Here is a 14,779-nt window from a genome sequence, read left to right as displayed (position 1 = left end):
GCTAAGGGCTAAGGCCATTAGCTGCGAAACTCGCCTTGCGGCTGACCGCTACAGGTCACGCAGAGCGGTACCAGAGTTATTCAGAGGTTCCCTAACCCAACAAACGGGTCAATATCGGGCCGCCATCAAAGACGGACAGTCTAGCGCTATCGATAAATCCTTGCTGTCTCAGCCAAATCGCTAACGGCTCATGCAGCGCATCATTGCTGTCAGCAGTCAACAAAGCACCGCCCAAGAAGCATTCATAAAGCGGAGTTTGAGGTAAGAGCTCGGCATGATGGTGATTGCAGTCTTGGTAAGATATACCAGTTAAAGGCAAGCCAGTAACGCGCCAAAAATGCTCGCCACTGCTTACTGGTAAGCTAATACAAATATGACCGGAAAACTTATCCTGGCCCGACGCTAGAAAACCAAGTGCCGCCGAGATCAAATCCGTCGCTAGGTGTTCCCGTCCATTTGCCACAACACATAATGCCAGAGAGTGTTGACCGAGCAACCCCTGATCAAGCGTGATCACCTGCTGCTCGTGACATACCGACAACATATCGGACCTATGTAATGCCTTAGAACGCCGGTAGCTTAAACAGTTAATACTGTAACCAATGAGCGTATGTAACTCGAGCATACCCATGAGCTGAGCCTTTTCATACGCCACGAAGATGTAATTTGAAGCGGACTCACCTTCTCCGTACAAGAAAGCAGTCACAGACTCCTTAACCTGGTTTTCTATCTGCCACGTACGGGCTAATTGCGAGCCGAAGATACAGCTCGCCCTCGGCATAAAATCTTGCAGATCCGATATATCTGAAATTTGTACAGGGCGAATATTCAAGGCAAAGACTCCTGCACCAGATAACGGCGATTCGTTGTAGGCACATGATAAAGACCGATATTTTTATCGATTAACGTACAGCGAAAAGCCAAACCGTCACCACCGCAAATCAAATAGCTTTCACCCGCATTAGCGCCGTCAACTGAACTGCTTCTGAAGCTTTTTAATTCATGTTTTTTACATGAAAAGCAGGGGCCTGCATCAAACACATCGACATAGGGTGTATTGCTAAAGCCTTCCGACAAAGCAGCCGCCAGCAGGTCATCAAAGCATTTATCATGGCAACCGATAACGGCCTGCGCATCGCGCGACAACAATGCCGTATAGATAGGTTGTGGCGGCATTAACTCTCCAACAAAGGATTTACTCAAAGTGCCACAGTAATGCTCGGCTTGATCGTACTCCATGGCAAAAAAAGCTTTACCTAGGGCATTCCAAAACGGTGACTCGGCTTGATTATTGGTTACCCCAACAAACTCCACTATAACCTCGTCACAGAATCGCTCTGGGTAGCTAGCCATGTAGAGAATTCTGGCTTGAGCCAGTAAATTTATGCTGGCTTTAGTGCTAAATTTATCCGCTATAAAAAAACCACTAAATACCGATTTGCCATTATTATCGGCGCAGAGAATGAGGCGGTCTTGCACATGGCGCTGATTTAAATTTGGCGAAAATACGTAGTGCTTGTCCAGCCGAAAATTGAAATAGGGTTCATGCCTTCCAGCGCAAGCTAGAATGCCGCTAACACCCACTACCCTATCCGTGTCTGCATCGATTAGTGCAAATAGATACTCCTCGTCAGTTGGCTCGATCACCTCTTTGGCGAATGATTCCACACTGCACTGCAATCGTCTTATCAGGCGATCGCGATCCTCCGGCAATGATGTTAAGCCCACCGGACTATCGTAGGCCAACTGCTCCAAAGCTTCTAAATCCGAAAGTAGACATGGTCGCACATACATCATGGAATAAGCCTTTCTGATAAACGACGCAACTCGACAGAGAAAATGACATTAACAGCAGAGTAACTGTCTTTAGTACCATCGAGATAGCCCCAATAGCCCTCGCTTTTGGGGGATTGCTTAAATTGATAGCGAACTAGGTAATCATGGTTTTGAAATCGAGCCAGCGTGAATCGATCAAGTTGCGTGCTATCACTATTATCCAACAAATCAAACCCCAAACTTTGGTCCAATCTCGCATTCGCCAGTGCAAATCCACCACCGGAATGCACGCCACCTGCAAAGGCTTCCCGGCCAACAGTTTTCTGCTTGCCGTCACTGGCTTTAAATAGTTTACGGCTCCATTGCCAACTATCCCCGGCGGCCATGAGCGATAGCGAGAACTGACGAATAACCTCAGTTGCGACATCCGCCTGCTCGCGCGAATCCTCACTCAGGTTACAACCGCCAGTAGCAGCCTCAAGCCAAACCACGTTGCCGCGCCCCAATACGCGTAGACTTTGCTTTTCCAGATCAACGAAAGCCGCGGTATCCTCGTCCACTCCAAGCCCGTAACCTTGCTTTAGCCTACACATGGCCACGGCTAGCCGGCCTAAACGCGCCTTGCGATCAAAGTGTTGATCCACCAAGATGCTGGGTAAAAAATTCAATCCTGGCTGCCAATATAATTGGCCTAACTCCTGACTCTCCATGCCGGTATAAGCCTCGGCGGGCGGTGACAAAAGTGCGCTAACACTATCGCCACCGGCAATCATTTGATGACTCATCATTGCCGCACCAGCGCTAGTACCACCAACAATCGCACCGGATTGTAGCTTGTCTCGAATGAACTTCAGTAGCGGGCTTTCCTCACCATCGCGCATTAGAAGTTGCGTTATCCGAGTTTGATCGCCGCCTACAAACCAAAAACCTTGCACCCCCTCTAGCGATGCAAGTAAGTCTGTAGAATAAGCGTTGTCTTGCCACTTGCTTTCGTCCACGTCCGTTGACGGGTCATCGACGAGCGCGAGAGGAACAATCACTATCCGCTCATTGGTAACGCCGTAGCGATTCAAATCCTTGCGAAATTTCTCAGCATAAAGCGCCGGTCGACCCGAAGCCGCTGGAACAATGGCAATTTTCGCTTGCGCCGGAATGGCATCGATAAAAGCACGGTACACTTGCGCATTGGAGCTTTCTAGAGCACCGCCGACGATCAATAATTTTCCTCCGGCCAACGCCGTTGAGCCAAACGTAAACGACAGTATTAAGACTACAAAGAAAACTAGAAATCGCATTATTTAATCCACCGAGTTTAAAAATTGACTGCGCTCCTCGCGCGGCGTCTGCTGAAAGCGCTGTCGATAAGCGGTACTAAAATGTGGGCCCGAAGAGAAGCCACAGCGAGAACCAATTTCCACAATTGAAAGATTGCTCTCTAGCAATAGTTTTTTTGCAGCATCTAAACGAAGATTCAAATAGTAGCGCGAAGGCACTTCTTGTAAATATTTTTTGAATAAGCGCTCCAGCTGACGTCGTGATATGCCTAGATAATCGGCAATTTCACTGGTCGCCAGAGGCTCCTCTATATTGGCTTCCATAAGCAGTACGCCCTCTAGCAACTTCGGCTCTTGAGAGCCTAAATGGGTCTGTAAGGGAACTTTTTGCCTTTCGTTACCCTGGCGAATTTTATCGCACTGCAGCCAATCGGCCACTTGCGTTGCGATGCCAGCGCCACACAACAAACGAATCCAATGCAAGGCTAAATGCAAACTAGCCAACTCACCGGCACAGGTGGTTAAGGGTGGCGCCCACTCAAATAGTGCCGCGCTCGGGTTAAGCGCTGGAAATTTAATGCGCAAGCTATCCAGTAACTGCCAATGTGCCGAGACCCGCTTACCATCCAATGCACCACTCGCGGCTAAATGTACCACTGCATTGCCCAGCGCCATTACATGAACATTGCGCTTAATCTGTAGTAAAACTAATTCATTGAGGTCGACATTTTGGTGCCCGCGCTTGGGCCAGAGCATTGAACCGATGAGCACAACAACCTGGCCCGAAAACATACGCAGCGCATTGTGGTCGCGGCTCTGCGCAATAGAAAATATTTGTTTACCCAACACGCGATTCGCTGTTTCTAAAGCCTGTAACATGACCTCGCGCGCCATCCCCGAGCTGTCAGCCAGCTCGTAAAACAGAACACTGATGGGCAAGTGCTGGCTGGTCATCGGTTAGCGATCAAACATAGACTTGGCCAAAATTTTACTATCGCGCATTAACCATTTACCTCGACTGACAAGGCCAGACACTGCCAACCGCTCGGAATCTATAATGGCGAAGTCGGCGCCACCATTGAGCGAAATTTTGCCCTGTGCAAGGCCAAGAATGCGCGCCGGGTTTTCGGTAATCAGTTTTAAAGCGTCGGAAACGCTTAACACCTTAGCCTCAATGAGACGCGCCACTTCCTCCCAAAGACTACCAATACCGCCCACCTCAAGTCCATCTAGCTGACCCGCTGCGTTGAAATGCGGCAGCGAGCCTTGCGCGTCTGATGAAAACGTCATTTGCGATAGCGGCACACCTTTTTCTAATGCAATCTGCACTGACTCACTGGCGCGGCGCTCACCCATGGCAAGAATGTCGTCGGTGGTGCTGGTGGTGAAATCAAGGTAGCCACCTAGGCGCGCAAAGGCCGCACCTTTTGCGATTAAACTGTCACTACGACCCATGTGCGTGGGATAAAACTGACTAATCGGTAACGCCGTATTAGCCACCACTTCATGTAATACATCAAGCGCCGATTCATCTTCACCAACATGGACACTTACCACGCCGGACTTTCCTGAAAGCATGCCTGCGACTCTAGCGTCGCTAGCAACCCTCGCCAGTTCGCGCCACGAAGGTTGCGAACCGCGATGGTCGGCAATAGCAATTTCGCCTACGCCGATAACAGGCTCAATCAACATAATATCTTTGCGCAAATCACCCGTTAAGGTTTGTACCGGCAATTGGTAGCTGCCGCTATGCATGTAACAATGCAGTCCAATCGCATTCAGCGCTTGCGTTTTACCAAACAGCTCACCGAGGCTGCGACAGGTAGCGTCCGTACCTAACACCCCAACCATTGTGGTAACACCGGCTTTGATTGCGTCAACGGCGTTTAGCTCGGGCGTACGCGTGGCAAAGCCACCCTCGCCGCCACCGCCAGTGATATGCACCAAGGAATCAACAAAGCCGGGCACCAGCCACTGACCTGCAGCGTCATACTCGTCAAGCTTGAACCCACTGACATTGAGCTGCTTTTCCATGGCCACTATTTTTCCGCCAGCAATTAGCAGATCGACATTACCCAAGGCCTGGGGCGCGAATACCTGCGCATTTTTTATTAACAACATAACCAAAACCCTTAGAATCCCGTCAAACTGGCGCCAATCACGCAAAGGCTTGCGACGCAAAAGATGACTAGAAAAAAACGCCAAATAAATTTAATCCAAACTAACCACTCTATTTGCGCCGCGCCTAAACACCCCATTAACGCCGCACTGGTAGGTATTAAGATATTAGTCAGGCCATCGCCCAACTGAAACGCCAACACAGCAGTTTGCCGAGTAACGCCTAATAGGTCTGATAATGGCGACATGATCGGCATTGTCAACGCGGCTTGGCCTGACCCCGATGTCACAAAGAAGTTAAATACACTCTGAAAAACATACATACCCCAAGCTGTCAGCGCCGACGGCAGCTCGCCTAAGGCACCAGCGGCGTAAAACAATAAAGTGTTGAGTAAACTAGGTTGATTCGGATCATCGCCACCGAGCAATAACACAATACCCTTGGCAAAGGCCACCACCATAGCGGCGGGCAACAGTTGCGCCGCACCCTGCCGAAAAGCTGCGATAGCGCTGTTGGCGGTCATCGCATTTAACTTAAACCAAACGCCAACAGCGGCAGCGGCTAAACCCATACAAAAAAATTGGCTGGCAATTTCTGGCAAATAGTATTGGCGCACAGTTACGCCCCAAATCATCCAAAAAATACCGGCACATAAAACCGCTAAAATGAGGCCGTGGCCGCGCTTAAATGTGGCGATAGTGTTGTCGTTATCGCAGGCCACCAAACGCGTGTCAGTTTGCGCGCTCAGCGAGGGCACACCACTTGTTAATTGCCGGCCATAACGCCAGATCCACAGCATGCCCAGCGCTGTGAAAAACAGCCATATTGCCAAGCGTACTTGTGCACCAGATAGCAAGGGCACGCCGGCAATACCCTGCGCAATTGCCACCCCAAAGGGGTTCATCCACGAGGTCGCAAAACCCACTTGGGTGGCAAGGTAAGTCACCACAACCGCCGACAAGCCGTCATAACCCAATCGCACTAGCACCGGCGCTAGCATCAAGGTGAACGGGATTGCCTCTTCACCCATGCCAAATACAGCACCGCCGAGAGAGAAAAACAAGAACAAGGTCGGCAAAAGCCAAGCCGTGGATTTGGTTTCTGTGCCAACCAATTTACCAATACCGGCGTCAACGGCACCGGTGGCAAATACCACACCAAAGGCACCACCGGTGATTAAGATGAAGGCGAAAACGCCAATGGCGGAGCCCCACTTATCACCGGCAACCAAACCTTCAAATAAGGTATTTAAAAGCCCCATAGCGCCACCCTCTGCAAACAAGGGCAAGCCTTGCGCTTCAGGCAACTGGACGAAGGATTCGGGCACAATGACACTGCGACCATCGATCATGAGTGCGTCGGTGAAATAACCACCGGGGATCAACCAACCTAAACACCAAGCCACCAAGGCAATAACCATCAAAATTAGCCAAGTATCAGGCATGCTGATGGCTACCGGGGCGGTGTTTGGGGTCAACTCTTCCTGCATTTTTGAATTTTGCATAAACATGAACGCCCTTAGTAGGTTAAAACCCTACTAAGGGCGAGCCAACCTCTTTCGTTGTATAACAAGCTAATTAATCGAGCTGTTTAACTTAGCACTCAGCTATTTCTAAGTGCCATTAATAGTAGACGACCATTAAAACACGTAGTTATAACGCAGTGTGGCAAAGCGACCCATGATGGAGTGATTGCTGTAATCAACATTTGACGAAGAACCAAACACATCCGGCGCACGCTTATCTAGCAAGTTCTTCACACTTAGCTGTAAGTAAGAGTCGTTGCTAAATACGTAACCTAGATTCCCATTCCACAGCATCACCGAAGGAATATTGACTTCATCGTCTTTCGTTAAGCCATAGTTATCCAAAACTTCTGAGCGCACGTCAGCCAGTTCGTCGCGGTAGCCATGCACATAGTTAGCTGACAAACGCGCGCGCCAACCGTCGTTGCGCCAAGCGAGGGCCGCAGTAGACTTTAAGCGTGGGAAACGGAATTCGCCGGCCCAGTTTTCGATTACAGAGCTATCGGAAATCTGTTCTTCGAAGTTACTTAAGTAAGATGCATCCCAAGTCAACGTAAAACTGCCCGCGTCGGTATCAAAGTATTGGGTGTAAGCTAGGTCAACACCGTCGGTTTTTTGATAGCCGGCGTTAATCAACTGAAAATGTGCGTCCAACAATTCACCTGAAGGGTCAATCAAAAGACCGGGGGTGCCCGTCGCTAAAGCACTAAAATCATCAGACACAACTACTTGACCCGCACTAGTGCCATTTAGGGTTTGTAAAATGTAATCATCTTCATCGAGTTTCACGAGGTCTTGGTAATCAATACTCCAGTAATCGATATTGATTTCAATATTGTCATTAGGGCGCAACAATACACCAGCCGACCAGGTTTCTGCGGTTTCTGGCTGCAATTCAGCGTTTGCCACCACCTCGGCATTTAACGTCCCAGTTTTTGTCTGTCCGCCGCAGAAGTCACCGTCGCCATAATCGGTGTTAGAAAACTCCGGGTTTTCATCACAGTAAGCGGTGTAAGCGATTAATGTTGTACCTTGCCCTGCCTGTGCCAAGCTTGGCGCCCGGAAAGAGGTAGACCAGTTAGCGCGGAACGTTAGCTCGTCTATGGGCTGGTAGCGCAAGCCAACCTTCGGGTTAGTGCTCGAACCAAAGTCACTGTAATCATCGAAGCGCGCCGCCAACTGCACTTCAAAGTTTTCAGTTATCGGCACATAGAACTCTGCAAATGCAGCAAACAACTCTCTGTCGTATTGCACCTCCGTAGCCGAGAAGCCCAACACCGGATCATCGTTTGTATCGGTCGCCAAGGCGTTAGCCGAAGGCGTGTCCTGCGCCGACTCCTCGCGGTATTCAGCACCAAAGGCTGCACTCACCGCACCGGCCGGCAATGAAAATAATGTGCCCGATATTTTTGCATCGAACGTGGTCAATTCAGACTCGCCCTTGCGCGTCGCCCTAGTGCGGAAAAAATCCGCATCCACTTGCTGATCGGCCTGGCCGCCGAAGGGGTTGTACCAGAGCGTGGATTTACCGCCATCTTCACAGCTGCCATTGCCCGTATAGGTGTATTCTCGGTTGATAATATTTACGTCGTATTGATCTACCAAACTGCCGTCCGTACACAAGTTCCCTAACAACGCATTGGTCACTAGCTCGCGTACATAAAAGCCCTCAGTGGCATTTTGGGTTGATTGGCTATTACCATAAGACAACGCGGTTTCCCAGCTCCAATCCTTAATCTCGCCGCGCAAGCCCGACACGAATCGATAAGATTGGGTGTCCACCTCTATCGCACGCGGATCAGGAAACGCGCCATAGGCAGTCATGACATCATCGCCTGCAGACAAAATAAGATCTGTCACCGTATCGCTAGGGGAGGAGCCGAATCCGCCATCATCGGCAGAGGCTAAAATGCCTGCGGTAAGATCCGCATCTTGGCCCCAACCAGGGTGAAATGCACTCACGGGCAGGTTAAATGGTTTTGGCGAAGACACGCCATTAGAGTGGTTATCTTGCACCATCAACTCGTTAAACCAGGTGACGCCGTTAGACAAATCGACGCTGAATTGCGCCGTTGCACCTAGAGCTTCCAACTCGCCTTCTGCACTGTAAAAGTCGTTCTGATTTACCCCGCAATAACTGCCGTATTCGCCGCTCGCAGGCGTTGCGCAAGCAGACTCGATCGCATCGCCCAAGCCACCAAACACAGGGTGCGGACCCATCCAGTAGCCGTCATTAAATGAAGGGTATATACCGTCTGGGCTTAATCGCTTTGTTACAGCCGTCTCTTCGCGATCGCGCTCATAGGTGGCATTGCGCTTGTAATAATCTACCACCACCAAGGTGTTGGTGTTGTCCGTGCTATGGCCCCACACCGCGTTGATATTAAAACGGCCATCGTCGCTATCCGCCCATGAATCGCCGTAATTAACATCCACTTCAAAGCCGTCAAAATCTTCCCGTAAAATCAAATTCACCACACCGGCAACGGCATCGGCACCGTACAGAGCGGACGCCCCACTCGGCAAAATTTCCACCCGCTCAATAGCGGCCAAGGGAATACTATTAGTATCAACAAAAGACTCACTGCCTTTAGCAAACGAGCTAACACTAACGCGGCGACCATTTACCAAAGTCAAGGTTGAACTGGTGCCCAAACCACGCAGAGAGATACCGGAAGCACCGACCGGGGATTGGCCAGATAGAGGACCAGAACCTTCAGTGGTAAAAGTACCTGTGCCGCCGCCTGTGATAGAGATTTCGTCAAACAGATCGCTCAGCGAGTTGGCGCCGCTGGCGACGATATCGTCGCGGTTTATTTGTACCGCCTGAACCGCGCCTTCTAAATCAAGGCCTTTAATGTTAGTGCCGGTTACGAAGATTTCTTCCAGTGAGTCAAGCGTCTCCTGTGTTTGGGCACCGGCGTTAGCCGCTAGCACAGCAGTAAGACCCAAAGCGGCCCGAATGGAACGAGATAACAAGGTTTTATTTGGCATGATGCACACTCTATTCATTATTAGTTTTGTCGGAAAATCAGGGGAAAAATTGCCCGCGAACGGGCTCACAAAGGACACACAGGGAAGCGTTACTCGTCAAACCACTCACTGAGGCAATAGCGCGCTGCCACCCTCGTTAAGGCCGTCGAAAACGGTGTTAATAAAGTTTGAAAGCACATGGGTGGGCTCACGAGTTGTTAATGGCTATTAGTTTTACGGCAATGTTGACCTAGGATCAATCCAGCGCGCAGCCGCCAGAAGCCCTATGGGGATGTAAAAATAGCTTATAAAATCAGCCACTTATACGATCATGACAATGCAAACCAGGCGCTTCATGTCGCACCTGCTTGTACAAGTGTGTCGCAAATCTGTAAGTCGCTGCGCGAGCTGCCAGAAAGCACTTTTACACCCAACTCCCACTCTGCTTCAAATATGCGCCAGCCTAGATGACACGGCGCAGCACCAGCGCACAATGGCGCTCATCTGCCTACTGCGAGCACCTCACATGAACAGTACCCGCCTAGAAATGGATTCCATTGGTTCACGACCTATCGACAGCCACGTTTACTACGGTGTGCAAACCCAACGAGCACTGGAAAACTTTTCCCAATTGGGCAAGCCACTGTCTGCATTTCCGCGGCTCTTAACGGCCATGGCACAAATTAAAATCGCCTGCGCCCAGGCGAACGCGCGCACAGCTGAACTAGCGCCACATTTAGCACGAGCAATAAGTCAAGCCTGTGAGGAAATCATTCAGGGCCAATGGCACGATCAATTTCCCGTTAGCCTGCTGCAAGGCGGTGCGGGCACGTCCACCAATATGAATGTGAATGAAGTGGTGGCCAACAGAGGCTTAGAGCTGCTCGGCCATAACAAAGGTGAATACCAATATTTACACCCAAACGATCATGTCAACTGCAGCCAATCAACCAATGACGTTTACCCTACGGCACTGCGCCTAGCCTTGTACTACCAAAGCCAAACGCTCACTTCAGCGCTAAGCGAATTAGTACAAAGCTTCAACAACAAAAGCCAAGCTTTTTGCCACATTAATAAAGTTGGCCGCACCCAAATGCAAGATGCAGTACCAATGACGCTGGGCCAAGAATTTGCAGCCTTTGGCCAAAGTTTGGCGCAGTGCAAACACCGTATTCAAGCCGCGAGCGCGCATTTATTGAATGTAAATTTGGGCGGTACCGCAATCGGCACCGGCATCAATGCCAGCGCTGACTTTCGTGCCCATGCACTCAACAACTTAAGCCAGATCACCGGTCTAAGCCTTAAACACAGCCATGATTTACTGCAAGCAAGCTGGGACACCGGCGACCTCGTGGATATCTCCTCTACACTAAAGCGTCTAGCCATTAATCTATCGAAAATTGCCAACGATTTACGCTTACTCAGTTCGGGCCCACACTGCGGTTTTAACGAAATTCACTTGCCAAAAATGCAACCGGGCTCGTCCATCATGCCAGGCAAGGTAAATCCCGTGATTCCAGAAACCATCAATCAAATTGCTTTCGATGTTATCGGTAAAGACCATGCCGTATGCATGGCGGCGGAACAGGCGCAATTACAGCTAAATGCATTCGAGCCGTTGATGGCGGAGTGTCTTTTTACAGCGATGGATCGGCTCACCATTGGCTGTCAGTTGCTGCGTGAAAAATGCATCGAGCAGATTGAGGCAAATACCGACCAGTGTGAAAAAAACTTACGCCACTCACACGCTCTCGCCACGCTATTTAACCCCCTGTTGGGCTACAAGATAACCAGTGAACTCATTAACGAATCTAATCAGCTCAATGTTCCTTTTGTTGAGTTGGTGCAACAGCGAAAACTGTTATCAAGGGTCCAAATGCAGGGCTTACTGAAAAGCACTTAATCAATTAAGCGCTTTTCAACTTTGTGTAACAAAAGACCAATTTGTTTTCAAAATGCGCCCAAGTCTTGGACATAGCATTTCATCGCTCCCAAGCTTGATGGCGCAGAAGAGGTAGCTCTGCCCAACAACAATAACGAAGGGCATCAACATGAAAATGACAAAGACTCTACTAACGGCACTCGCATTTGCGCTTGCCGGGCTCTCATTTAGCGTGCTCGCTTGCACGACCAGCGAGCAAGAATCCAACGATAATGAATCCAATGCCAATGGTAGCTTATGCGCTGACACGCCACTGGCCGGCAGCATTTCCAGCCGTCGCGATGTGGACTGGTATTACCTAGACGTTAACCAGTCAGCCAACCTAACCATCACTCTTAGCCACAGCAGCGGCGATGACTTCGACTGGTATTTTTACCCCAGCAGCGGCTCCTATACCGCCTCGGCTCAAACCAGCAACACCACCGAAACAGGCTCAGCCAGCGCTACCGGCGCCGGTCGGTATTATGTAAAAGTGACGCGCTATCGCGGAACAGGTAGCTATACCTTAAATGTCTCTGGTTTCGATAATGGCGACGACGGTGGCGATACCGGCGGGAACAACTGCAACTACGGCGCGCGGCCAAGCAAGCCTGGCCAGCTATCGAGCAGCATACTCGGTACCTCGGCAGACAAGTGCCCAAGCCTAAGCTCGGGTAACGGCGGCCTATTACTGATGGGCGGCGGCACCGATGTTGACGCAGCCTTTAGCAATCGCGTAGCGCCGCAAATCCAAGGCGGCGACATCGTCGTGTTGCGCACCAGCGGCACCGATGCCTACAACAGTTACCTGAAGGGCCTTACCAATGCCGACTCGGTGGAGACCTTAATCGTCGATCGCCAAAGCTTGGCTAACGATGCCTATGTGGAGTGGGTAGTAAAAAGCGCGGAGTTTGTCTGGATTGCCGGTGGCGACCAGTCAGATTACTTAAACCAGTGGGCCGGCACCAAATTAGCGGCGGCGATTAACCACGTGTATCAGAAAGGTGGCGTTATCGGCGGCACCTCAGCAGGCGACGCTGTGCAATCGCAACACATCTATGATCCAGATGGGATTTTGGGGGTTTACTCCGACGAAGCGGTGACCGATTTATGCCACCCCTACATCAATATCAGCAGCGACTTTCTGTCCACGCCGATCATGCAAAAAGTCATTACCGACACCCACTTTGCCGAACGCGATCGCATGGGCCGGCTCATGGTCTTCATGGCAAACCTGCCGACTAACACCACCGGTATCGGTGCCGACGAAGCCACTTCTATCTTCTTCAATGCCAGCGGCCAAGGCGTCGTGGATGGCAGCGGTGACGTGTATATCTTGCGCGAAAATGGCAACACCAGCCGCACCCAAGTAAGCTGTGGCTTACCGGTTGTGTACCAAAACCTACTGCGCTACAAGCTGAGCGCGGGCGACACCTTCAACCTTAACACCGGCGCCTCTAGCGTTAGCGCTAAGTCTATTGGCATTGATGGCCGCAACAACAACTTCTACATCAACTCGCCCTACAACTAAATTTTTACCGCACTCCTCTTTACGGGCCACCCAGGTGGCCTTTTTTTGTATCTCGTCCACAGAGATCCCCTGACAAGAAAAACGGCCACTTGCAGGCGAAAGTTTCCTATAGTAAATTTCGGTTTCCTAAAGGAAACAAACGACCGTAAATGTTGTACAAATCACTCATTCAACGGCCCTAAACCGTTCAAATGATGTACAATCCGCGCCTCAAAAATTTCATCATTGTCAGGCTACCACAGGGCTTACCCATGTTTGATAAAGCACAGACCATTGCTTCCTACGACCCCGAGTTATGGGCCTCTATCCAAAATGAAGAGCGTCGTCAGGAAGAGCACATCGAGCTCATCGCCTCGGAAAACTACACCAGCCCCATGGTGATGGTGGCGCAAGGCACCAAGCTGACCAATAAATACGCCGAAGGCTACCCAGGCAAGCGCTACTACGGTGGCTGCGAATACGTGGATGTGGCTGAATCTTTGGCTATCGAACGCGCCAAAGAATTGTTCGGTGCCGACTACGCCAACGTGCAGCCGCACTCAGGTTCGCAAGCTAACGGTGCCGTGTACGCCGCTCTGTGTGAGCCAGGCGATACCGTTCTGGGCATGAGCTTGGCACACGGCGGCCACTTGACCCACGGCGCCTCTGTTAGCTTCTCTGGTAAGGTCTACAAAGCGGTTCAATATGGCATCAACACCGAAACCGGCGTGATCGATTACGACGAGGTTGAGCGTTTGGCGGTTGAACACAAGCCCAAGATGATTGTGGCCGGCTTCTCTGCCTATTCACAAATCATGGATTGGCAGCGTTTCCGCGAGATCGCCGACAAAGTAGGTGCTTACCTATTTGTCGATATGGCCCACGTAGCTGGCCTAGTGGCCGCCGGTGTTTACCCTAACCCCGTGCAAATTGCCGACGTCACCACCACCACCACGCACAAAACCTTGCGCGGCCCACGCGGCGGCTTGATTTTGGCCAAGGCCAACGAAGCCATCGAGAAGAAGCTGAACTCAGCCGTATTCCCCGGCGGCCAAGGCGGCCCCTTGATGCACGTGATCGCCGCCAAAGCGGTGAGCTTCAAAGAAGCCATGAGCCCCGAGTACAAGGCTTACCAACAACAAGTGGTAAAGAACGCCAAAGCCATGGCGGCCACCTTCATCGAGCGCGGCATTAAGATTGTTTCCGGCGGCACCGAAAACCATTTGATGCTGGTTGATTTGATTGGCAAAGAATACACCGGTAAAGATGCCGACGCCGCCTTAGGCGCCGCCAACATCACCGTGAACAAAAACGCCGTGCCGAACGACCCACGCTCGCCCTTCGTCACCTCTGGCCTGCGCGTTGGCACCCCCGCCATCACCACGCGCGGCTTTAAAGAAGAAGAAACCGTGCAGCTGACCCACTGGATGTGCGACGTACTTGAAGCCTTAGAAAGCGGCAATGCCGAGGCGAAGATTGAAGAAGTGAAAACCAAAGTGCTGGATATTTGTAAACGCTTCCCCGTTTACGGCGACATCTAATCTCCATTGTCTTTGTGTTAAACAATGAAGCCTGCATCAGCAGGCTTCATTGTTTCTGACCTATCAACTTACCCCTTCATTTCTTTTCATCCCACCAAGCTTAAGTTTTCTCGCCTAAACTGTTTTCAGAGAACTTTTCA

The 14,779-nt window shown here is 50.7% G+C and carries 10 protein-coding genes; 3 read left to right on the top strand and 7 right to left on the bottom strand.

The genetic code is table 11. The features are described 5' to 3' along the window. Positions 1 to 91 precede the first annotated feature (91 nt). From QWY82_RS05350 to QWY82_RS05320, 7 genes are all read right to left on the bottom strand, one after another. Positions 92 to 832, bottom strand: coding sequence for an arginine N-succinyltransferase (locus tag QWY82_RS05350; protein ID WP_290260513.1), 741 nt, complete (start codon positions 830 to 832; stop codon positions 92 to 94). After that, complete coding sequence (locus QWY82_RS05345) at positions 829 to 1,797, bottom strand: arginine N-succinyltransferase (RefSeq protein WP_290260512.1); 969 nt, start codon at positions 1,795 to 1,797, stop codon at positions 829 to 831. The genes QWY82_RS05350 and QWY82_RS05345 overlap by 4 nt, the downstream gene beginning before the upstream one ends. Then, the gene (locus QWY82_RS05340) at positions 1,794 to 3,071 is read right to left on the bottom strand and encodes a cyanophycinase (RefSeq protein WP_290260511.1); all 1,278 of its coding nucleotides are present in this window, start codon (positions 3,069 to 3,071) and stop codon (positions 1,794 to 1,796) included. Before QWY82_RS05340 ends, QWY82_RS05345 begins: the two co-directional genes overlap by 4 nt. A 3-nt stretch (positions 3,072 to 3,074) precedes the next feature. Continuing rightward, a complete protein-coding gene (locus QWY82_RS05335; RefSeq protein WP_290260510.1) occupies positions 3,075 to 4,004 on the bottom strand; it encodes a GlxA family transcriptional regulator in 930 nt (309 codons plus the stop codon). A 3-nt stretch (positions 4,005 to 4,007) separates the two neighbouring features. After that, complete coding sequence (iadA, locus tag QWY82_RS05330; protein ID WP_290260509.1) at positions 4,008 to 5,171, bottom strand: beta-aspartyl-peptidase; 1,164 nt, start codon at positions 5,169 to 5,171, stop codon at positions 4,008 to 4,010. Positions 5,172 to 5,182: 11 nt separating this feature from the next. Next, positions 5,183 to 6,673: a putative basic amino acid antiporter YfcC gene (gene yfcC / locus QWY82_RS05325; protein WP_290260508.1), complete on the bottom strand. Its 1,491-nt coding sequence runs from the start codon at positions 6,671 to 6,673 to the stop codon at positions 5,183 to 5,185. 135 nt (positions 6,674 to 6,808) lie between these two features. Continuing rightward, positions 6,809 to 9,688 (bottom strand): TonB-dependent receptor plug domain-containing protein, encoded by a 2,880-nt coding sequence (locus tag QWY82_RS05320; protein WP_290260507.1) that lies wholly within the window; start codon positions 9,686 to 9,688, stop codon positions 6,809 to 6,811. Between the two features lie 505 nt (positions 9,689 to 10,193). Here QWY82_RS05320 and QWY82_RS05315 point away from each other — a divergent pair. The 3 genes from QWY82_RS05315 (at position 10,194) to glyA (ending at position 14,639) form a co-directional block, all read left to right on the top strand. Further along, positions 10,194 to 11,570 (top strand): aspartate ammonia-lyase, encoded by a 1,377-nt coding sequence (locus QWY82_RS05315; RefSeq protein WP_290260506.1) that lies wholly within the window; start codon positions 10,194 to 10,196, stop codon positions 11,568 to 11,570. 148 nt (positions 11,571 to 11,718) lie between these two features. Beyond that, on the top strand, positions 11,719 to 13,119 hold the full coding sequence (locus tag QWY82_RS05310; protein WP_290260505.1) for a Type 1 glutamine amidotransferase-like domain-containing protein: 1,401 nt from the start codon (positions 11,719 to 11,721) through the stop codon (positions 13,117 to 13,119). A 251-nt stretch (positions 13,120 to 13,370) separates the two neighbouring features. Continuing rightward, on the top strand, positions 13,371 to 14,639 hold the full coding sequence (gene glyA, locus QWY82_RS05305; protein ID WP_290260504.1) for a serine hydroxymethyltransferase: 1,269 nt from the start codon (positions 13,371 to 13,373) through the stop codon (positions 14,637 to 14,639). Positions 14,640 to 14,779 lie beyond the last annotated feature (140 nt).

The organism is Simiduia curdlanivorans, assembly GCF_030409605.1.
Lineage (GTDB): Bacteria > Pseudomonadota > Gammaproteobacteria > Pseudomonadales > Cellvibrionaceae > Simiduia > Simiduia curdlanivorans.
This window is presented reverse-complemented; position numbering and strand designations above follow the sequence as displayed.